The organism is Streptomyces sp. NPDC048106 (genome assembly GCF_040706415.1).
Taxonomy (GTDB): domain Bacteria; phylum Actinomycetota; class Actinomycetes; order Streptomycetales; family Streptomycetaceae; genus Streptomyces.
Map to the genome: position 1 here is coordinate 37257 of NZ_JBEZND010000042.1, position 21060 is coordinate 58316.

A 21060-nucleotide genomic window follows, 5' to 3' on the forward strand; every position below is an offset into this window, starting at 1 on the left:
CCGCACAAGGGGGCGCATGGCCAATATGGTCGGGGTATGACGACGACGTCCGACTCCTTTCCCCGCAGGCACGCCAGGACCCAGCGGTTCACCCTCGGCGCGCCGCGCGGGTTCACCGTCGCGCCCGACGGCGCCCGTGTCGCGTTCCTGCGTTCGAGCTCCGGTTCCGACCGGGCCAACTCCCTCTGGGTGCTCGATCTCCCGGACGGCACCGAGCGCCTCGCCGCCGACCCTGGTGCCCTGCTCAAGGGCGCCTCCGAACAGCTCTCGCCCGAGGAACGGGCCCGCCGGGAGCGCAGCCGTGAGGGCGGGGCCGGCATCGTCGGCTACGCCACCGACGCCGCCGTGGAGTTGGCGTCTTTCACCTTGTCAGGGCGGCTTTTCACGGCGGAGTTGACGAGCGGCGCCACCCGCGAACTGCGCGTGCCGGGGCCGGTGATCGACCCGCGTCCGGCACCCGACGGCCGGCACATCGCCTACGTCGCGCGGGGTGCCCTGCGCGTGGTGGGCGCCGACGGCGAGGGCGACCGCGCGCTCGCCGAGCCGGAGAGCGAGCAGGTCACCTACGGCCTCGCGGAGTTCATCGCGGCCGAGGAGATGAGCCGCACCCGGGGCTTCTGGTGGGCACCGGGGGGCGACCGGCTGCTGGTGGCCCGCGCGGACGACACGCCGGTGACCAGGTGGTGGATCTCCGATCCGGCCCACCCCGAGCGTGAGCCAAGTAACGTCGCCTATCCTGCGGCGGGTACCCCCAACGCGGACGTACGGCTGTTCGTGCTCGGCCTCGACGGGTCGCGCACGGAGGTGCTCTGGGACCGCGCCCGCTACCCGTATCTGGCCCGAGCGCACTGGTCAGAGGCGGGGGCGCCGCTGGTTCTCGTGCAGTCCCGGGACCAGCGCGGCCAGCTGTTCCTGGCGGTGGACCCGGACACCGGGACGACCCGGATGGTGCACGCCGACGAGGACCCAATTTGGCTTGAACTGTTCGCCGGGGTGCCGTGCTGGAGCCCCTCGGGACAGCTGGTCCGGATCGCCGACGAGGGCGGGGCGCGGGTGCTGGCCGTCGGCGAACGTCCGCTGACCAGCGGCCAGTTGCACATCCGTGCGGTGCTGGACGTGGGCGCCCAGGACGTGCTCGTCTCGGCCTCCGCCGGAGCGGACGCGGACGCGCCCGAAATCGGCGAGATCCATGTGTACCGGGTGAACGAGCTGGGTGTGGAACGCGTGTCCCGGGAACCCGGTGTGCACTCGGCGGTGCGCGCCGGGGACGTGACGGTGCTGGTGTCCGCGGCGCTGGACAGGCCGGGCGCCCGTGTCCAGGTGCTCACTGACGGGAAACCGACGGCGACTGTCCGGTCGTACGCCGAAGACCCCGGTTTGTCCCCGCGGATCACCCTCACCGAGGGGGGCGCACGCCGGATTCCGTGCGCCGTGCTTATGCCACGGGACTACCCCGGTGACACTCCCCTGCCGGTTTTGCTGGACCCCTACGGTGGTCCGCACGGCCAGCGGGTGGTGGCCGCGCACAACGCCCATCTCACCTCCCAGTGGTTCGCCGACCAGGGCTTCGCCGTGGTGGTCGCCGACGGCCGGGGCACTCCGGGACGCTCGCCCGCCTGGGAGAAGGAGATCAGGGACGACCTGGCCGAGGTGGTGCTCCAGGACCAGGTGGACGCGCTGCGCTCGCTCGCCGAGCGGTTCCCGCTGGACCTGGACCGGGTGGCGATCCGGGGCTGGTCCTTCGGCGGCTACCTGTCCGCGCTGGCGGTGCTGCGCCGCCCGGACGTCTTCCACGCGGCGGTGGTCGGGGCGCCCGTCACCGATCTGCGGCTCTACGACACCCACTACCAGGAGCGCTACCTGGGCGACCCGAACGAGCGGCCGGAGGTCTACCGCCGCAACTCGCTGATCGACGACGCCGGTCTGGTCGACGCGGCCGAGCCGAGCCGCCCGATGATGGTCATCCACGGACTGGCGGACGACAACGTGGTGGTCGCGCACTCGCTGCGGCTGTCCTCCGCGCTGCTGGCCGCGGGCCGCCCGCACGAGGTGCTGCCGCTGTCCGGGGTGACCCACATGACCCCGCAGGAGACGGTCGCGGAGAACCTGCTCAACCTCCAACTGGACTTCCTGCGGCGGTCCCTGGCGTGACGCGGACCGCGTCCGCCGACCGCGTTCACACGCGGGCAATCTGACGGAAGCGGTGCCGATATACGGACGCGGCAGACTGTTCAGCGTACGGCCGTGCGGGTGCCGTGAACGGGCCGGGGTGCGCAGTCACCCCGGCCCGTTGCCGTTGCCGTTGCCGTTCACCCCGGTGGCCTCGTGGCCCCCCGCCTCCCCCGGTCCTTCCGCCTCCCCCGGTCCTTCCGCCTCCCCCGGTCCCTCCGCCTCCCCCGGTCCCTCCGCCTCCCCCGGTCCCTCCGGCGGCACCACCCGCTTCTCCTCCGCGAAGTGGCACGCCGAGTCATGGGCGGCCGGCCCTTCCCGGAACACCGCCGGCACCGCCAGCGCGGGCACCTCCACGGCGCACCGCTCCCGCGCCTTCCAGCACCGGGTGCGGAAGCGGCACCCGGAGGGGATGTCCGTAGGGGAGGGCACATCGCCGCCGAGGATGATCCGCTCGCGGTGTTCCCGGGCGTCGGGGTCGGGGACCGGCACCGCGGACAGCAGCGCCTGGGTGTAGGGGTGCGTCGGATGCTCGTAGATCTCGGCGTCCCGCCCGATCTCCACGATCCGCCCGAGGTACATGACCCCGACCCGGTCCGAGATGTGCCGCACGATCGACAGGTCGTGGGCGATGAACACGTAGGAGAGGTCGAACTCCGCCTGGAGCCGGTCCATCAGGTTGATCACCTGCGCCTGCACCGACACGTCGAGCGCGGACACCGGCTCGTCGGCGACGATGACCTCCGGGCGCAGCGCGAGCCCCCGCGCGATGCCGATGCGCTGGCGCTGGCCGCCGGAGAACTGGTGCGGATAGCGGTTGACGTACTCCGGGTCGAGCCCCACCACGTCCAGCAGTTCCCTGACCCTGCGGCGCCGGTCGCCCTTGGGGGCCGCCTCGGGGTGGATCTCGTACGGCTCCCCCACGATGTCGCCCACGGTCATGCGGGGGTTGAGGGAGGTGTAGGGGTCCTGGAAGACCATCTGGATGTTGCGGCGTACGGCCTTAAGGGCGCGCCCGGACAGCCGGGTGATGTCCTCGCCCCGGAACCGGATGGACCCGGCGGTCGGCCGCTCCAGGTGGCACAGCAGCCTGGCGACCGTCGACTTGCCGCACCCCGACTCGCCGACGATGCCCAGGGTCTCGCCCCGGCCGAGGGTGAAGTCGACGCCGTCGACGGCCTTGACCGCGCCGATCTGCTTCCGGAACAGCACGCCCCGGGTCAGCGGGTAGTGCTTGACGAGCCCGCTGACCTCCAGGACCGGTTCACCGTTCGCCGCCATCCAGGCACTCCCTCCAGAAGTGACAGGCGCTGCCCCGGACTTCGGACACCTCGTACAGCGGGGGCACCTCGGTGCGGCAGACGTCCCGGGCCATCGGGCAGCGCGGATGGAAGGCGCAGCCCGGCGGGATGTGCGTCAGGTTCGGCGGCAGGCCCCTGATGGCATACAGCTCGCGCCCCTTGAGGTCCAGGCGCGGGATGGAGTCGAGCAGGCCGCGGGTGTAGGGGTGGGCCGGTGCCTTGTAGATGTCGTGCACCGGCGCCGACTCCACGATCCGCCCGGCGTACATCACCGCGATCCGGTCTGCCACGTCCGCCACCACCCCGAGGTCGTGGGTGATGAGGATGAGCCCCATGCGGTACTCGCGCCGCAACTCCGCGAGCAGGTCCATGACCTGGGCCTGCACGGTGACGTCCAGGGCGGTGGTCGGCTCGTCCGCGATGACCAGGGCCGGTTCCAGGGCCAGCGCCATGGCGATCATGATCCGCTGGCGCATCCCGCCGGAGAACTGGTGCGGATGGTCGCGCACCCGCTGCGCGGCGCCCGGGATGCGCACCCGGTCCATCAGCTCGACCGCCTTGGCCCGCGCGGCCTTTCGCGACATGCCCCGGTGCACCACGAACAGCTCGCCGAGCTGGTCGCCCACGGTGAGCACCGGGTTGAGGGCGGACAGCGCGTCCTGGAAGATCATCGCCATCCCGACGCCCCGCAGCCCCCGCCGTTCCTCCTCCTTCATCCGCAGCAGGTCCCGGCCCTGGAAGAGGATCTCGCCGCCGGTGATCCGCCCCGGCGGCATGTCGAGGATCCCCATCACCGCCTGGGCGGTCACCGACTTGCCCGACCCCGACTCGCCGAGCACGGCCAGGGTCTCCCCCGCGTCGACGGCGTACGACACCCCGTTGACGGCCCGGGCGATCCCGTCCCGGGTACCGAACTCCACACGCAGATCGCGCACTTCGAGCAGCATGGCGCCGTCACCTCAGCCGGGGGTCGAGGGCGTCGCGCACCGCGTCGCCGAGCATGATGAAGGCCAGGACGGTCACCGCGAGGGCGCCCGAGGGCCACAGCAGGGCGTGCGGGGCGTTGCGGATGTAGGGGGAGGCGGCGGAGATGTCGATGCCCCAGGAGACGCTGGGCGGCTTGAGGCCCACCCCCAGGTACGACAGGGTCGCCTCCAGGGAGATGTAGGTGCCGAGCGCGATGGTCGCGACCACGATCACCGGGGCGACGGCGTTCGGCGCGATGTGGCGCAGCAGGATGCGGGAGTCGGAGGCGCCGAGGGCGCGGGCCGCCTGGACGTAGTCGTGCTGGCGGGCGGTGATGACCGAGCCGCGCGCGATGCGGGAGATCTGCGGCCAGCCGAGCAGCACCATGAAGCCGATCACCGGCCAGACCGTGTTGCTGGTGACCACGGACAGCAGCACCAGGCCGCCGAGGACGACGGGGATGGCGAAGAAGATGTCGGTGGTGCGGGACAGCAGCGCGTCCCACCAGCCGCCGAAATAGCCCGCCAGGCCGCCGAGCACGGACCCGAGGAGGGCGACCCCGAGGGTGGCCAGGACGCCGACCGTGACGGACGTACGGGCGCCGTAGACGGTGCGCGTGTAGACGTTGCAGCCCTGGCCGTCGTACCCGAAGGGCGCGCCGGGCCCGGGGCCGTCCTGGGACTTGGCCAGGTCGCAGGTGAGGGGGCTGCCGGAGGCGATCGCCGAGGGCCACAGGGAGATGAAGACCAGGAAGAGGATGACCAGGGCGGAGAGCAGGAAGACCGGGTTGCGGCGCAGGTCCCGCCAGGCGTCGGACCACAGCGAGCGGGGCCTGCCCTCGGGCCCGGCGCCGGCCGGGCCGCCCGGCGCCCGCTCCAGCGTGGCGGCCTCGCTCGCGCCCAGGTCCATGGCGCCGCCCATGCCGGTCCCGGCGATGGCGCCCTCGGGTTCGTACGGCTGTTCAGGCATAGCGGATCCTCGGGTCGAGCACGGCGTACAGGAGGTCGACGAGGAGGTTGGCGAGCAGGAAGACCAGCACGAGGACGGTCACGAAGCCGACGACCGTCTGGGTGTTCTGGCGCAGGATGCCCTGGTAGAGCTGGTAGCCGACGCCGTGGATGTTGAAGATCCGCTCGGTGACGATCGCGCCGCCCATCAGCGCCCCGATGTCGGTGCCGATGAAGGTGACCACCGGGATCAGGGAGTTGCGCAGCAGGTGCCGGGTGATGACGCGGCGTGGGGGCAGGCCCTTGGCGATCGCGGTGCGCACGTAGTCGGCGCGTCTGTTCTCCGCGATGGAGGTGCGGGTGAGCCGGGTGACGTAGGCGAGCGAGACGGAGGCGAGGACCAGTCCCGGCACGATCAGTTCGCCGAAGGTGGCGGCCGGCGAGACGGACGGTTTGATCCAGCCCCAGGCGACGCCGAGCAGCAGTTGCAGCAGCAGGCCGGTGACGAAGGTCGGGACGGAGATGACGACCAGGGTGGCCAGCAGCACGCCCGTGTCGACGGGCCGGCCGCGCCGCAGGCCGGTGACGACGCCGAGCGCGATGCCGATGACGATCTCGAAGAGGATGGCCACGACGGTGAGCCGGATGGTGACCGGGAACGCCGCCGCCATCAGCTCGGTGACCGGCTGGCCGTTGAACGCGGTGCCGAAGTTGCCGGTGAAAACGTTCCCCATATAGGTGAGGTACTGGCGCCACAGCGGCTGGTCGAGGCCGAACTCCCGTTTGAGCTGGGCGGCGGTCGCCGGGTCGCAGGCGCGCTCGCCGCACAGGCCGGCGATCGGATCGCCCATCACGTTCACCATGAGGAAGATCAGCAGGGTGGCCCCGCCGAAGACCGGGATCATCTGGAGCAGTCGCCTCGCGACGTAGCGGCCCATGCGGCTCAGCCGACCTTGATCTCGTTGTAGACCGGCACGCTGAACGGGTTGAGCGTCACGTGGGAGAGCCGGGCGGTGTAGCCGGCGCTGCCGTTCTGGTACCAGAGCGGGATGGCCGCCATGTTGTCGCGGACGACCTTCTCCGCCTCCTGGAACAGCCGTACGGAGGCCGCCCGGTCGGTCTCGGCGTTGGCCCGGTCCACGAGCCGGTCGAAGCTCTCGTTCGACCACTTGCCGTCGTTGGAGGAGGCGTTCGTGTAGTACAGCGGCTGGAGGAAGTTCTGGATCAGCGGGTAGTCCATCTGCCAGCCGGCCCGGAAGGGTCCGCTCATCCGGTGCTGGGCGATCTGGTTGCGGAAGTCGGCGAAGGTGCCGACCGGGTTGCCGACGCAGGCCTTGTCGTCGCCGAGGGCGTTGTTGATGGAGTTGCACACGGCGTCCACCCACTGCCGGTGCGAGCCGGTGTCCGCGTTGTAGGTGATCTTCAGCCGGCCGCCGGGGATGCCGCCGCCCTCCCGGACGAGCCTGCGGGCGCCCGCCGGGTCGTAGGCGCAGGCGTGCCCGCACAGTCCGTCCTGGAAGCCGCCCGCCGTGCCGAGGACCGGGGAGGTCCAGTCGGCGGCCGGGGTGCGGGTGCGGCGAAAGATCGTCTCGGTGATCTGCGCGCGGTTGATCGCCATGGACAGCCCGGTGCGGACCTTGCGCGCCCCCGGGGTGTTCCACTTCGGGTCGTAGTAGGGGAAGGCCAGGGTCTGGAGGATGCCGGCCGGGGTGTTGATGTAGCGGCCGTCCAGGTCGGTGCGGACGTTCTTGAGCTGGGTGGCGGGCACGTCGTCGACGAGGTCGAGGTTGCCGGCCAGCACGTCGGTGTACGCGGTGTTGCTGTCGGTGTAGACGAGGAGGGTCACGCCCTCGTTGCGGGCCGGGTCGGGGCCCGGGTAGCCGTTCCACTTCTTCAGGGTCATCGCGGAGCCCTTGGTGTAGGACGCGATCAGGTAGGGCCCGTTGCCGACCGGCGCGCGCAGCCAGCCGGCGTGGTCGGTGAAGAAGGCGCGCGGCAGGGGCGCGTAGGCGGCGTAGCCGAGGGTGTCGGGGAAGCCGGCGAACTTCTGGTTCAGGCGGACGGTGAACGTCCTCGGCCCGGTGACCCTGAGCCCCGACAGAGTGGCGGCGGTCTGCCGGCCGCTGTCGGGGTGGACCCGGTCGTAGCCGTCGATGTAGCCGAAGAAGTACGCGTTCTTCTGGTTGTTGCGCAGGCTCGCGCCGTAGTTCCAGGCGTCCACGAAGGACCGGGCGGTGACCGGCTCCCCGTTGCTGAACCGCCAGCCGTCCTTGACGGTGACGGCGAAGGTGCGCGAGTCGGGGGTGCTGATGCGCTCGGCGAGCATGTTCACGGCCCGGCCGGTGCGGGGGTCGTACTTCTTCAGGCCCCGGAAGACCATGTCGAGCACCTTGCCGCCCTGGACCTCGTTGGTGTTGGCCGGCTCCAGCGGGTTCTGCGGGTCGCCCCAGGAGGACGTGAGCACCCCGGCCCCGCCGAAGCCCCCGCCACCGCCGCATCCGGCCATCATCAGCCCCGTGGCGATCGCGCAGGCGGCCCGTCCGACGCGCGTCATTCCCCGCATGGGCGCCCTCCTCGTGGCGGTCACCGGATTCATTACCGGTCAATATCGGCTCATACGACACATACCGCATGCGCATTACCGGATTGAGGGACCTTTAGAGGGACACGTCGGCCGAATGCAGGCACCCCGCCCGAGGCGCCCGATGATCTTGTGCCGCGCACGCAAGTGATCTCCGCGCAACGTTGCCGAAACGTTGGATTGGCATCAGCCGATGTACGTATTTCGACACTCGACCGTCCGCATAACGGACTCATTGACCGATTAGTCCAGTTAGTCCGATGTGAAGCACGGATTGATTACGGCGCGCTACCCGCGTAGCTACAGTTTCCCCAAGCGGAGGCAAAGAAGGTAAAGACAAGCACAACTCGGGCGAGAATTTATTGACCTTGAATGAATTGCGTTGAAAAAGTCCGGCGTAGCCCGTAGGGGAGTGCCCTGCGGAGTCATCAGACCCTCCCTTGGGCCAGGAGCACCATGACCTCCCCAACTCCATCCACGGCCACCCCGCTAGAGGTGACCGACGAGACCGTGACGAAGTCGACCACTTCGAGCGGTCCGAAGGGCAGCGAGAGCCGTTCCCCGGGCCGGCTCGCCTGGAAGCGTTTCAAGCGCGACAAGACGGGCGTCACCTCCGCCTACATCGTGGCGTTCTTCTTCGTGATCGCGATAGCGGCCCCGTTGATCGCCAAGCTGTACGGCAAGAACCCGTACACGACGTACGCCAGCCAGGACCCGAGCCTGCTGGACGCGTTCTCGTACCCCGCCGGCCCGAACGGCGGCATGAGCTCGCACTTCTGGTTCGGCATCGAGCCGCAGCTCGGCCGGGACGTCTTCACGTTCCTGCTGTACGGCATCCGGACGTCGCTGGGCATCGCCCTGGCCGCCACGGTCCTCACCGTGGTCATCGGCGTCCTGGTCGGTATCACCGCCGGATATCTGGGCGGCAAGACGGACTACCTCGTCAGCCGGGTCATCGACATCCTGCTGTCGTTCCCGTCCACCCTGTTCTTCATCGCGTTCATGCCGGTCGTCTACGGCATCTTCGTCAAGCCCGACGACAACATCCCGACGTGGCTGCGCGCCACCGCCCTGATCACGGTGCTGACCGTGTTCGGCTGGGCCAGCATCGCGCGTCTGCTGCGCGGCCAGGTCCTCGGTCTGCGTGAGCGCGAGTTCGTGGAGGCGGCGAAGGTCACGGGCGCGTCTCCGATGCGCATCGTGTTCAAGGAGCTGCTGCCCAACCTGTGGACACCGATCATCATCCAGGGCACTCTGCTGCTCCCGACGCTCGTGACCACGGAAGCCGGTCTGTCCTTCCTCGGTGTCGGCATGATCGACCCGACTCCGGACTGGGGCGTGATGATCGCCCGAGGGGCGTCGTTCTACTCCCAGGACCTCACGTTCATGCTCTTCCCGGGCATCTCGATGGTGATCTTCGTGGTCGCCTTCAACCTGCTCGGCGACTCCGTGCGTGACGCGCTCGACCCCAAGTCCAAGCGGTAGCACTTCCTTCCACCGGTCCGGCTCGATGGCGTCCGGCTGGTCACGACCGTCCGAACTCGACCCCTACAGGCAGGCTCAGCATGTCTTTTTCACGTAGAAACTTCCTGATCGCCACCGGTGTGGCAGCGGCCTCCACGACTGTGCTGAGCGCCTGCAGCAGCGGCAGCAAGGACTCGACCGACAAGAACGTCCCGTCGGTGAGCAAGGCCGCCACCATGAACATCCCGGTCGGCACCAAGGCCGACTCCACGGGTCCGGCCCCCGAGGTCCCGGGCGCGGTCAAGGGCGGGACGCTCTACTCGCTCGACCAGTTCGACATGGACCACATGGACCCGGCGCAGATCTACGTCGCGACCGAGGGCGCCATCACCCGCCCGATCCTGCGTGGTCTGACCGGCTACAAGGTGGACGAGAAGGGCAAGGCCACGCTCGTCGGCGACGTCGCCACGGATGCCGGCACGATGAAGAACGGCGGCAAGACCTGGTCGTTCACCATCAAGGACGGCATCAAGTGGGAGGACGGCTCCGACCTCACCATGGACGACGTCCGCCACACGTTCGAGCGCCTCTTCGCGACCTTCGTGACCGAGGGCCCGCGCTACGTGCAGCAGTGGATGGTCGGCGGCGACAAGTACAAGGGCCCGTACGACGGCAAGCACCTCGACTCGCTCGAGGTCTCCGGCAACACGATCACCTTCAACCTCACCGAAGCCCGCACGGACTTCAACTACACGCTCGGCATGCCGGGCTACGGTCTCGTGAACAAGAAGCACGACACCAAGGAGAAGTACGACAAGCAGCCGTTCGCGCTCGGCCCGTACCGGATCGGCAACCGTGACATCGGCAAGTCGCTGACCTACGTGCGCAACGACCACTGGGACCCGAAGACCGACCCGATCCGCAACGCGTACCCGGACAAGTACGTCTTCCAGTTCGGCTTCGAGCTCGTCGCCTCCACCGACCGCTTCATCGCGGACAAGGGCAACGACCAGTACGCCATGTCGATCTTCAACGAGGTCGCGCCCGAGCGCATGGCGCAGGTCATGACCAATGCCACGCTGAAGAAGCGCGTCCTGACCCAGGTCGACACGGTCACCTACTACTGGCCGATCAACATGACCCGGATCACGGACGTCAAGGTCCGCAAGGCCATCAACTACGCGTGGCCGCACCAGCAGCTGCAGACGATCCGTGGCGGCGCGGCCAGCACCGCGATCGCGACCACGATCCTCAGCCCGGTCACCCCCGGCTACACGAAGTTCGACCTGTACGGCACGGACAAGAAGCCCGGTGGCGACCCGGCCAAGGCGAAGGCGCTGCTGAAGGAGGCCGGCAAGCTCGGCCAGAAGCTGGTCATCGCCTACCAGCAGTCCGACACCCAGGTGAAGAACGCCGTCGCCATCAAGAACGCGCTGGAGGCCGCCGGCTTCCAGGTCGTCAACAAGCAGGTCGACAAGTCGACCTTCTACACCCAGATCGGCAAGCTGGACAACGGCTTCGACCTGATGGCCGCCGGCTGGAGCCCGGACTGGCCGAACGGTTACTCCGTGTTCTACCCCTGCTGGGACGGCAAGAACATCGGTAACGGCCGCAGCAACTACGCCCAGCTCAACGACCCGAGCGTCAACAAGGCGATCGACGCCGCCTCGAAGCTCTCGGACGTCGACGCGGCCAACAAGGCCTGGGGCGAGGTCGACCGCCAGATCATGGACCTGGCCGCGGTGGTCCCGGACTACCACGCCATCCGCAACTGGATGCACGGTTCCAAGGTCGGCGGCGCCATCTACGACCCGGGCAACACCTGCGTCATGCTCACCAAGCTGTACGCGATGAAGTAATCGCGTAGTACACCCGGGGGGGCGGCCACGATCTGGCCGCCCCCCTACGGCCCACCCCTATCCCGGCGACGGCGCCCCGTCCGGAAAGTCACGCCCCATGCTCCGCTTCCTTGCCCGCCGAATCCTCGGCGCGCTGGTCATCGTGCTGATCATCAGCGCAGTCACCTTCTGGCTCTTCTACGCCATTCCGCGTGACCCCGCCATGATGTCGTGCGGCAAGAACTGCACGCCCGACATGCTGAAGCAGGTCCGGCACAACCTGGGCATCGACCACCCGGTCCCGGTCCAGTACTGGTACTGGCTGAAGGGCATCTTCGTCGGCCGTGACTACGGCGACTTCGGCAACTGTCCCGCGCCCTGCCTCGGGTACTCGTTCGCCAACCGCCAGCCCGTCCTCGGCACCATCATGGACCGGCTGCCGCTGACCCTCTCGCTCGCCTTCGGCTCCGCCGTCGTCTTCATCATCATCGGTGTCGGCGCGGGCATGATCGCCGCCGTCAAGCAGGGCAAGTGGCAGGACAAGCTGGCCAGCTCCGGCTCGCTGATCGCCTCCTCGCTGCAGATCTACTTCGTCGGCTACATCGCGATGTACTTCCTCACCGCGAAGCTCGGCATCCTCGACAACCCGTCGTACACCCCGATCACCGACAACCCCGCCCAGTGGGCCTCCGGCCTGCTGCTGCCCTGGCTGGTGCTGGCGCTGATCTGGACCGCCAACTACACGCGTATGTCCCGCTCCCAGCTGGTCGAGACGCTGAGCGAGGACTACGTGCGCACGGCGCGCGCCAAGGGCCTGTCCCGGCGCACCGTCTTCTTCCGCTTCGCCTGGCGCGGCGCGATGGGTCCGATCGTCACCATCTTCGGCATCGACCTCGCCACCCTCATCGGCGGCGCGATCATCACCGAGTCCGTCTTCAGCCTCCAGGGCGTCGGCCGGCTCGCGCTGAAGGCGGTGGACCAGAGCGACCTGCCCATGGTGCTCGGGGTCACACTGCTGTCCGCCAGCACGATCGTGATCTTCAACATCATCGTGGACGCCGTCTACGCCCTCATCGACCCGCGGATCCGGCTCGCCTGACCTCCGCCCCATTCCCGACCCCCCGCATCACCCCCCAGGAGCGTCCCCGTGACGAGCACCGATCAGCAGCCGTTCCTCTCGATCAAGGACCTAAAGGTCCACTTCTCCACCGAGGACGGCGTCGTCAAGGCCGTCGACGGTCTCAGCTTCGACCTGGTTAAGGGCCAGACGCTCGGCATCGTGGGCGAGTCGGGATCCGGCAAGTCGGTCACCAACCTGACGATCCTCGGCCTGCACGACCCGGCGCACACGTCGATCGAGGGCGAGATCCTCCTCGACGGCCAGGAGCTGCTCACCGCCTCCGAGCGGGAGATGGAGCGGCTGCGCGGCAACAAGATGTCCATGATCTTCCAGGACGCGCTGGCCTCGCTGTCGCCGTACCACACGGTCGGCACGCAGATCGCCGAGACCTACCGCAAGCACACCGGCTGCACCAAGACCGAGGCCCGCAAGCGCGCCATCGAGATGCTGCGCCGGGTCGGGATCCCGCAGCCGGACATGCGGGTGGACGACTACCCGCACCAGTTCTCCGGCGGTATGCGCCAGCGCGCGATGATCGCCATGGCGCTGGTCTGCGACCCCGAGCTGCTGATCGCCGACGAGCCGACCACGGCGCTCGACGTGACCGTGCAGGCGCAGATCATGGACCTGCTCAAGGACCTCCAGCAGGAGTTCGGCACCGCGATCATCTTCATCACCCACGACCTGGGTGTGATCGCCGACATCGCCGACGACGTGCTGGTGATGTACGGCGGCCGGTGCGTGGAGCGCGGCACCAAGGAGGAGGTGCTCCGGGATCCGCAGCACCCCTACACGCTGGGCCTGCTGAACTCGATGCCGAGCCTGAACGGGCCGGTCGACGTCCCGCTGACGCCGATCCCGGGTTCGCCGCCCTCGCTGCTCAACCCGCCGTCCGGCTGCCGCTTCCACCCCCGCTGCGCCTTCGCCGAGAAGGTCTCGGGCGGCAGGTGCTCGACCGAGCGCCCGCTGCTGGAGCTCACGGACGGCCGGGGTTCGGCCTGCCACCTCACCGCGGAGCAGAAGCAGGAACTCTTCGCCGACTTCGCCGCGACCCGGCACAACTGACGGACGCAGACGGGACTTCACGATCATGAGCAACACGAACCCCCTCCTGGACGTCTCCGGGCTGACGAAGCACTTCCCGATCAAGGGCGGCTTCCCGATCCGGCGGACCGTCGGCGCGGTGCAGGCCGTGGACGGGCTGGACTTCCAGGTCTCCGAGGGCGAGAGCCTGGGCCTCGTCGGCGAGTCGGGCTGCGGCAAGTCCACCACGGGCCGGCTGATCACCCGGCTCCTGGAGCCGACCGCCGGCAAGGTCATGTACCGGGGTCAGGACATCACGCACGCGGACCGCAAGCAGCTCGCGCCGATCCGGTCCGAGATCCAGATGATCTTCCAGGACCCGTACGCCTCGCTGAACCCGCGGCAGACGGTCGGCAAGATCGTCTCGGGCCCGATGGAGATCAACGACATCAACCCGGCGGGCGGGCGCGAGAACCGCGTGCGCGAGCTGCTGGAGATCGTCGGCCTGAACCCCGAGCACTTCAACCGCTTCCCGCACGAGTTCTCCGGCGGTCAGCGCCAGCGCATCGGCGTCGCCCGCGCGCTCGCCCTGGAGCCGAAGCTGATCGTGGCCGACGAGCCGGTCTCCGCGCTGGACGTCTCCATCCAGGCGCAGGTCGTCAACCTGCTCCAGAAGGTTCAGCGGGAACTCGGCATCGCGTTCGTCTTCATCGCCCACGACCTCGCGATCGTCCGGCACTTCTCGCAGCGCGTCGCGGTGATGTACCTCGGCAAGATCGTGGAGATCGCCGACCGCGAGGACCTGTACGGCAACCCGCGTCACCCGTACACCCGGGCGCTGCTGTCCGCGGTGCCGGAGGCGACGGTGGACGAGGAGCCGCGCGAGCGCATCCGCCTGGTCGGCGACGTGCCCTCGCCCATCAACCCGCCGTCCGGCTGCCGCTTCCGCACCCGCTGCTGGAAGGCGACGGAGAAGTGCGCGACGGAGGCCCCGCCGCTGGTCCAGGCCGAGGGCAACAAGCCCGGCCACCTCACCGCTTGCCACTACCCTGAGACGCAGGAGACCATCCCGGCTCCCCGTCTCGCCAAGGACCCCGAGGCAGCGGCCTGACACACCCCTTTTCCGTCGGTCGCTCCCTTGACGGAACGGACTTCACCGGCCCATTGACCCGAGCCACCAGAACGTCCGCTCCACGGGAAGGAAGGCCCGCGTCTCCCCAAGACGCGGGCCTTCGCCGTATCCGGGCTCAGCCGGCCACGACCTCCGCCTCGAACCCGTCCGCGTCCTCCAGATAGACGGCGTAGTGCCCGGGACCGCCGGCGTGCGGGTACCGCTCGGCGAAGAGCGGCCGCCAGCCGTGCGCGGGGGCGTCCTCGGCAAGGGCGTCGACGGCTCCTCTGTCCCGGGCGCGGAAGGCCAGATGGTTCAGCCCCGGCCGCATCCGGTCGTGCCCGGCGCCGGGACGCAGCGCGGGCGACTCCTCGACCACGACATACGTCTCCCCCAGCCGCCAGCTCCGCCCCGCGGCCCATTCCTGGTACGGCTCCCACCCGAGGGCGCCCAGCAGCCATCCCCAGGACGCCTCCGCCCGCCGCAGATCCGGCACCCACAGCTCGACGTGGTGCAGCACGCCCCGACCTCCGCTCTCCGGAAGGCACCCCGCCGTAATTGACGTGTGCCGTTCAGAAACGTATGGCACACTGCCGCGGTGGTGGATACGTCGTTCGCTGATCTCTCGCTCGCCGCCCTCTATGACGGCCTCAACACCTGGGGCCCGAGTGATGACTTCTATCTCCGGCTGGTGCGGCAGGCGGATGCCGTGCTCGATGTCGGCTGCGGCACGGGGCAGTTGCTGAGCAGGGCACGGGCCGAGGGGCACACGGGCAGGCTCGTGGGGCTCGATCCGGCCGCCGCCATGCTCGTACAGGCACGGCAGGGCCGGCCGGACGTGGAGTGGGTGTACGGGGACACGCAAGTGCACCAGTGGGACGCGGAGTTCGACCTCGCCGTGATGACCGGGCACGCCTTCCAGGTGCTGGTCGGGGACGAGGAGATCCTCCAGTGCCTGAGCGCGGTCCGCAGGGCGCTGAGGCCCGGTGGACGGTTCGTGTTCGAGACCCGGAATCCGGCGGCCCGCGCCTGGGAACGGTGGACCCCCGACCGCGTGCGCGAGGTCACCGCCCCCGACGGAACCCTCGTACGGGTCCGGCACGAGGTCCATGGCGGAGGTCTGCGCGACGGACGGGTGCGGTTCTCCGAAACCTTCGAGAGCGACCGCTGGCCCGCCCCCCGCGTCAGCCACACCGTCCTGCGCTTCCTCGACACCGAGGACCTCGACCGCTGCCTCACCACGGCCGGCCTGACGGTCCTGGAACGCTACGGCGACTGGGACGGCGGCCCACTGACCCCCACCGCCCCCGAAATCATCACCGTGGCGACCCCGGCCGCCTGACCGCCGCTGGAGCCCTCCCGGCCGCCGCGGACTACCCCTCTCCCGGGCCCCCGTCCGGCCCCGGTCCCGATTCCTCCAGCGCCGCCAGCGCCGGGTCCAGGACGATGTCCTCCTCGCGGCCCTCGATCGTCGGTTCCTCCGGGAAGTGGCACGCCGTCAGGTGGCCCTCGTGGTTGCGGGAGAGGCGCACCAGCGGCGGCTCCTCCGTCGCGCACCTGTCCTGCGCCTTCCAGCAGCGGGTGCGGAAGCGGCAGCCGGAGGGCGGGGAGATGGGCGACGGCACGTCACCGGCGAGGCGGATGCGCTCGCGCCCGCCCGTGTCCTCGTCCGTGAGGTTGACCTCGGGGACCGCGGACAGCAGGGCGTGCGTGTAGGGGTGGCGGGGCCGGGTGTAGATGGAGTCGCGGTCGCCCACCTCGATGATCTTGCCGAGGTACATCACCGCGACGCGCTGCGAGAAGTGCCGTACCACCGCGAGGTCGTGGGCGATGAAGAGGAAGGCGATGCCCAGGTCGTTCTGCACCTGCTGGAGCAGGTTGACGACCTGTGCCTGGATGGAGACGTCCAGCGCGGAGACCGGCTCGTCGGCCACGATCAGCTTCGGCTCCAGGGCGAGCGCGCGGGCGACGCCGATGCGCTGGCGCTGACCGCCGGAGAACTCGTGCGGGAAGCGGTTGTAGTGCTCGGGGTTGAGCCCGACGATCTCCAGCAGCTCGCGCACCCGCTTCTCGCGCCCGCCCTCCGGGTTGATGCCGTTGATCTCCATCGGGCCCGAGATGATGGTGCCGACCGTCTGCCGCGGGTTCAGCGACGAGTACGGGTCCTGGAAGATCATCTGGATCTCGGACCGGATCGGCGCCAGTTGCCTGCGCGAGGCGTGGCTGATGTCCTGGCCCCGGTAGGTGACGGTGCCGGCGGTCGGCTCCATGAGCCGGGTGATCAGCCGGCCCGTGGTGGACTTGCCGCAGCCCGACTCGCCGACGAGCCCGAAGCTCTCGCCGGTGTGCACGGTCAGGTCGACGCCGTCCACGGCCTGCACCTGCCCGATGGTGCGGCGGATCGGGAAGCCGCCCTTGACCGGGAAGTGCTTGGTCAGCCCCCTGACTTCGAGCAGCGGCTCGCCGGCCGTGCCGGGGCCCTGCTCGCGCTGGGCCGGGAGGACCAGGTCCTCTGTCATATGTCCTCCTAGCCCAGTCGGGGCTTGATCTCCTCGATGAAGATGGTGCGCTTCTGGTCCGCGGTCAGATGGCAGGCGGACGCTCGGCCGGTGGCCAGCGGCGGGCGTTCGGTGGTGCAGCGGCCCGCTCCCGCCACCCGGTCCCGGAAGGTGCAGCGCGGGTGGAAACGGCAGCCGGACGGCGGGTTGAGCAGGGAGGGCGGGGTGCCCGGGATCGGGGACAGCCGCGCGCCGGTGTCGGAGTCGAGGCGCGGCATGGAGTTCAGCAGGCCCCAGGTGTACGGGTGTTGAGGCGAGCGCAGCACCTGTTCGGTGGTGCCCCGCTCGACCGCGCTGCCCGCGTACATCACCATGATGTCGTCGGCCATGTCGGCGATCACCCCCAAGTCGTGGGTGATGAAGATGATGCCCGATCCGAACTCCTGTTGCAGGTCCTTCAACAGGTCCAGAATCTGCGCCTGCACGGTCACGTCGAGCGCGGTGGTCGGTTCGTCCGCGATGAGCAGGTCGGGATCGCAGACCAGGGCCATGGCGATCATGGCGCGCTGGCGCATGCCGCCGGAGAACTGGTGCGGGTAGTCCTTCGCCCGCTGCCGGGGATTGGGGATGCCGACCTTGCCGAGCATCTCGACGGCGCGTTCCCAGGCGTCCTTCTTGGTGGCGCCGTTGTGCTTCATGTACGGCTCGGCGATCTGCCGGCCGACGGTGTAGTAGGGGGAGAGCGCGGTGAGCGGGTCCTGGAAGATCATGGCGACCTTGTTGCCGCGCAGCTTCTCCAGTTCCTGTTCGCGGGCGGTGGTCAACTCCTGCCCGTCCAGCAGGATTTCGCCCTCGATGGTGGTGAACATGGGGTTGTGCAGGCCGAGGACGGTCAGGTTCGTCACCGACTTGCCGGAGCCGGACTCGCCCACGATGCCGAGCGTCCTGCCCCGCTCCAGGTCGAAGGAGAGCCGGTCCACGGCCCGCACGACGCCGTCCTCGGTCTTGAAGCTCACGTGCAGGTCCCGCACGGACAGGAGAGGGGTGCTCATGATGGTCTCTCCTCAGGACAGCCGCACGCGCGGATCGATGAAGGCGTACGCGGCGTCGACGATGATGTTGAAGAACAGGATCATGGTGGCGGCGAACAGCATCACGCCGAGCAGCAGCGGCAGATCGCTGAAGAACACGGACTGCACGGCGAGTTGGCCCAGTCCCGGCAGGCCGAAGGTGTACTCGGTGATGATGGCGCCGCCGAGCAGGGAACCGAGGTCGATGCCGAAGATGGTGACGATCGGGATCAGCGAGCCGCGCCAGGCGTAGCGGAAGAAGACGTACTGCCGCGACATGCCCTTGGCGCGGGCGGTGCGCACGTGTTCCTCCTGGAGCTGCTCGATCATCGCGGACCGTGCCATACGGGTGTACTGCGCGGCGAAGATCGTGGACAGCACCACCCAGGGGATGATCAGTCCGGTGAACCAGGTGAGCGGGTCGTGGGTGAACTCGTTGTACGCGGGTTTGTCGAACCAGTGCGTCTGGTAGACGAGGAGCGCGAGGGCGAGCGGGCCGAGGAAGTAGATCTGGAGCGCGCTGATGACCATGGCGCCACCGGTGGCCGTCTTGTCCACCAGGGTGCCGCGCCGCCAGGCGGCGAGCAGGCCGGTGCCGAGGCCGACGATCAGGAAGCAGACGGCCGCGCCCAGCGTGAGCGAGACGGTGGTGGGCAGCCGGTCCATCAGGGTCGACCAGACCGGGTCGTTGGTGTGGTACGAGTACCCGAAGCAGGGGGCGGGGCAAGGGCCCTGGGCGAACTGGCTGCTGCCCATGACGAGGTTGTGCAGGAAGATCCAGTACTGCTCGGTGATGGGCTTGTCGAGGCCGAGCACATGGTGGATGTTGGCGATGCTGTCCGGGTTGCAGGTCTTGCCGCACATCAGCAGTGCCGGGTCCCGGGGCACCCCGAAGAACAGCACGAACGTGACGATGCTCAGCAGAAACAGGATGACGACGGCACCGATGATCCGGCGGACGAGGAAGCGCAGCATGACAGGGCAGCTCTCAGACGTCGGCGGCCTTGGCGGTACCCGGCGCGTCCCGCGGTGAGGCGCGCCGGGTACCGGCGGGGAACGGTTACTTGAGGTAGAGGCGACGCGCGTCCACGCCGCCGATCACGTCGTCGAAGACGAGGCCGCCGACCTTGGAGCCGGCGATCTGGGTGGCCTTGTAGTACGCGGTCGGGACCTCGTTGACCACCTTGGTGAGGAGGTACTTGTCGAGCTTCTCCCACTCCGCCGCGGACTTGACCGGGTCGGTGATGGTGTTGATGCGGTCGATCTCGCTGTTCACGTGCGGGTCGTTGATCTGCGAGTAGACCGCCGCGCCGTCGGCGATCTGCCGGCCGTCGTACAGCGGGGGCATCACCGTGGAGGCGGACGGCCAGTCGGCGCCCCAGGCGGTGTGGAAGATGTCGTAGGTGTTGTTCAGCTTGGAGACCTGGTCGTAGAAGGTCTCGGCCGGGATCTCCTGGCGCTGGACGTCGAAGCCGGCCTTCTTCAGGCCCGCCGCCATGGCGGTGGAGTACTGCTGGCCCTCGGGGGTGTTGATGTAGCCGAAGGTCAGCTTCATGTTGAGCTTGCCGGCCTCCTTGAGGAGGGCGTGGGCCTTGGCGGGGTCGCCCGCGGGCTTCTTCTTCTTGCCGTAGGGGTCGAAGGCGGGGTCGTAGCCGCTGACGGTCGGGCTGATGAGGCCGCCGGCGACCTCCATGGCGTCGGTGCCGCCGTAGGCGCGGACGAAGGGGGTGACCGGCAGGGCGTAGGCGATGGCCCGGCGGACCCGGATGTCCTTCATCTCGGGCTTGCTCAGGTTGATGTTCATCTGGCCCACGTACGACTGGTAGCCGGAGACCGTACGGGACTTGAGCTTCGGGTCACGCAGGACGGCGGACAGGTTGCCCGCGTCGACCTGGTTGGTGAAGCTCACGCCGGTCTGGTCGGGGCCGCTGTCGGCGAGCAGCGCCTTGGTGGACGCCTCGTACTGCTGGTTGAAGGTGATGTTGAACCGGTCCACGTACTGGTGGCGCAGCGGGTCGGTCTTCGGATCCCAGTTGGGGTTCTTGACCAGCACCATCGACTTGCCCGACTTGAACGACTGGATCTTGTACGGGCCCGTGGTGACCGGGCTCTTGTCGTACTTCTCCTTGGTGTCGCCCTTGGCGGAGACGATGGAGTAGCCGGCCATGGCCAGCGCGTACGGCAGGTCCGGGTGGGGCTTCTTGAAGTGGAAGACGATCGTCTTGTCGTCGGGCGTGGACAGGACGCTGTCGGGCAGGTGCTTGCCCTTGTAGGGGCCGTCGGGCAGCAGCTTGCGGTAGTCGGTGCCGGAGGTGTCGGCGAGCCACTGCTGGATGTAGGTCGGGCCCTGGTTGATGAAGGGCGCGTAGAGCCGCTCCATGGTCTGGCGGACGTCCTTGGCCGTGATCGGCGTGCCGTCCTCGAACTTGATGCCGTCCTTGAGCGTGTACTTCCAGGTCTTGCCGCCGTCGGTGGTGGTGCCGGAGTCGGTGGCGAGGTCGCCGACCACCTCGTGCCGCTTGCCGTCGTTACTGGTCGCCTTGTAGCCGGTGAGGCCGCGGTGGATCAGCTGGGAGACCGACATCTCGTCGTTGACGTAGATCTGGCCGGGGTCCAGGTGCGCGTAGCTGTCGCGCTGGAGGACCTCCATGGTGCCGCCGTTCTTGGCGCCGGGCACCGGGGCCGCGGGCCCGGTGGAGTCGGCCGCGTCGCCGAACTTGATGGCGGCCTGCTGACGCTTGGCGTCCTGCTGGTCCTTCTTGCTGTTGTCGCCGGCGTCGCTGCCGCCCTTGCTGCAACCGGTGAGCACAAGAGCTCCGGCCGCGAGCATGGAGAGTGCGCCGTATGCGTGGCGTCCGCCCCTACTCATCACGAGGATTCCCACCCATCTGTGTGTGACCAGTGCGTTGTATGTGTCACCGGTATGAAAAGGACTCTGGCGTGGTACGTGAAGTACTGAAGTGCCATGCGGT

At 68.9% G+C, this 21060-nt stretch carries 17 protein-coding genes; 7 read left to right on the top strand and 10 right to left on the bottom strand.

Going from position 1 to position 21060, the window contains the following annotated elements; all coding sequences use genetic code 11:
* The first annotated feature begins 36 nt into the window (after window positions 1–36).
* The gene (locus tag AB0927_RS32340) at window positions 37–2151 is read left to right on the top strand and encodes a prolyl oligopeptidase family serine peptidase (protein WP_366671339.1); all 2115 of its coding nucleotides are present in this window, start codon (window positions 37–39) and stop codon (window positions 2149–2151) included.
* Window positions 2152–2277: 126 nt separating this feature from the next.
* On the opposite strand, the gene AB0927_RS32345 is transcribed toward AB0927_RS32340, so the two are convergent.
* Genes AB0927_RS32345 through AB0927_RS32365 form a run of 5 tightly spaced genes read right to left on the bottom strand, consistent with a single transcriptional unit; the run spans window position 2278 to window position 7946 of the window.
* Window positions 2278–3450 carry a dipeptide ABC transporter ATP-binding protein gene (locus AB0927_RS32345; RefSeq protein ID WP_366671340.1) on the bottom strand — a complete coding sequence of 391 codons (1173 nt, stop codon included), beginning with the start codon at window positions 3448–3450 and terminating at the stop codon, window positions 2278–2280.
* Entirely contained in the window at window positions 3434–4417 is a 984-nt protein-coding gene (locus AB0927_RS32350; protein ID WP_366671341.1) for an ABC transporter ATP-binding protein, read from the bottom strand. Before AB0927_RS32350 ends, AB0927_RS32345 begins: the two co-directional genes overlap by 17 nt.
* Window positions 4418–4424: 7 nt before the next feature.
* Window positions 4425–5405 carry an ABC transporter permease gene (locus AB0927_RS32355; protein ID WP_366671342.1) on the bottom strand — a complete coding sequence of 327 codons (981 nt, stop codon included), beginning with the start codon at window positions 5403–5405 and terminating at the stop codon, window positions 4425–4427.
* Window positions 5398–6321 carry an ABC transporter permease gene (locus AB0927_RS32360; protein WP_366671343.1) on the bottom strand — a complete coding sequence of 308 codons (924 nt, stop codon included), beginning with the start codon at window positions 6319–6321 and terminating at the stop codon, window positions 5398–5400. Before AB0927_RS32360 ends, AB0927_RS32355 begins: the two co-directional genes overlap by 8 nt.
* Before the next feature lie 5 nt (window positions 6322–6326).
* The gene (locus tag AB0927_RS32365; protein ID WP_366671344.1) at window positions 6327–7946 is read right to left on the bottom strand and encodes an ABC transporter substrate-binding protein; all 1620 of its coding nucleotides are present in this window, start codon (window positions 7944–7946) and stop codon (window positions 6327–6329) included.
* 513 nt (window positions 7947–8459) lie between these two features.
* On the opposite strand from AB0927_RS32365, the gene AB0927_RS32370 reads away from it, so the two are divergent.
* The 5 genes from AB0927_RS32370 (at window position 8460) to AB0927_RS32390 (ending at window position 14520) form a co-directional block, all read left to right on the top strand.
* Window positions 8460–9449: an ABC transporter permease gene (locus AB0927_RS32370; RefSeq protein ID WP_366671345.1), complete on the top strand. Its 990-nt coding sequence runs from the start codon at window positions 8460–8462 to the stop codon at window positions 9447–9449.
* An 80-nt stretch (window positions 9450–9529) separates the two neighbouring features.
* Entirely contained in the window at window positions 9530–11287 is a 1758-nt protein-coding gene (locus tag AB0927_RS32375) for an ABC transporter substrate-binding protein (RefSeq protein ID WP_366671346.1), read from the top strand.
* Between the two features lie 97 nt (window positions 11288–11384).
* Window positions 11385–12365: an ABC transporter permease gene (locus AB0927_RS32380; protein ID WP_366671347.1), complete on the top strand. Its 981-nt coding sequence runs from the start codon at window positions 11385–11387 to the stop codon at window positions 12363–12365.
* A 48-nt stretch (window positions 12366–12413) separates the two neighbouring features.
* Window positions 12414–13451 carry an ABC transporter ATP-binding protein gene (locus tag AB0927_RS32385; protein WP_366671348.1) on the top strand — a complete coding sequence of 346 codons (1038 nt, stop codon included), beginning with the start codon at window positions 12414–12416 and terminating at the stop codon, window positions 13449–13451.
* A gap of 25 nt (window positions 13452–13476) precedes the next feature.
* On the top strand, window positions 13477–14520 hold the full coding sequence (locus AB0927_RS32390; protein WP_366671349.1) for a dipeptide ABC transporter ATP-binding protein: 1044 nt from the start codon (window positions 13477–13479) through the stop codon (window positions 14518–14520).
* A 136-nt stretch (window positions 14521–14656) separates the two neighbouring features.
* Here AB0927_RS32390 and AB0927_RS32395 read toward each other — a convergent pair whose 3' ends face one another.
* Complete coding sequence (locus AB0927_RS32395) at window positions 14657–15040, bottom strand: VOC family protein (RefSeq protein WP_366671350.1); 384 nt, start codon at window positions 15038–15040, stop codon at window positions 14657–14659.
* A 78-nt stretch (window positions 15041–15118) separates the two neighbouring features.
* On the opposite strand from AB0927_RS32395, the gene AB0927_RS32400 reads away from it, so the two are divergent.
* Window positions 15119–15862 carry a class I SAM-dependent methyltransferase gene (locus AB0927_RS32400; RefSeq protein WP_366671351.1) on the top strand — a complete coding sequence of 248 codons (744 nt, stop codon included), beginning with the start codon at window positions 15119–15121 and terminating at the stop codon, window positions 15860–15862.
* 31 nt (window positions 15863–15893) lie between these two features.
* Here AB0927_RS32400 and AB0927_RS32405 read toward each other — a convergent pair whose 3' ends face one another.
* The 4 genes from AB0927_RS32405 to AB0927_RS32420 all read right to left on the bottom strand — a co-directional run bounded on the left by AB0927_RS32405 (window position 15894) and on the right by AB0927_RS32420 (window position 20957).
* A complete protein-coding gene (locus AB0927_RS32405) occupies window positions 15894–17039 on the bottom strand; it encodes a dipeptide ABC transporter ATP-binding protein (RefSeq protein WP_366671352.1) in 1146 nt (381 codons plus the stop codon).
* An 8-nt stretch (window positions 17040–17047) separates the two neighbouring features.
* A complete protein-coding gene (locus tag AB0927_RS32410) occupies window positions 17048–18070 on the bottom strand; it encodes an ABC transporter ATP-binding protein (RefSeq protein WP_366671353.1) in 1023 nt (340 codons plus the stop codon).
* 12 nt (window positions 18071–18082) lie between these two features.
* Window positions 18083–19063, bottom strand: a complete 981-nt coding sequence (locus AB0927_RS32415; protein ID WP_366671354.1) for an ABC transporter permease — start codon at window positions 19061–19063, stop codon at window positions 18083–18085.
* Between the two features lie 85 nt (window positions 19064–19148).
* Window positions 19149–20957, bottom strand: coding sequence for an ABC transporter substrate-binding protein (locus tag AB0927_RS32420; RefSeq protein WP_366671355.1), 1809 nt, complete (start codon window positions 20955–20957; stop codon window positions 19149–19151).
* Window positions 20958–21060 lie beyond the last annotated feature (103 nt).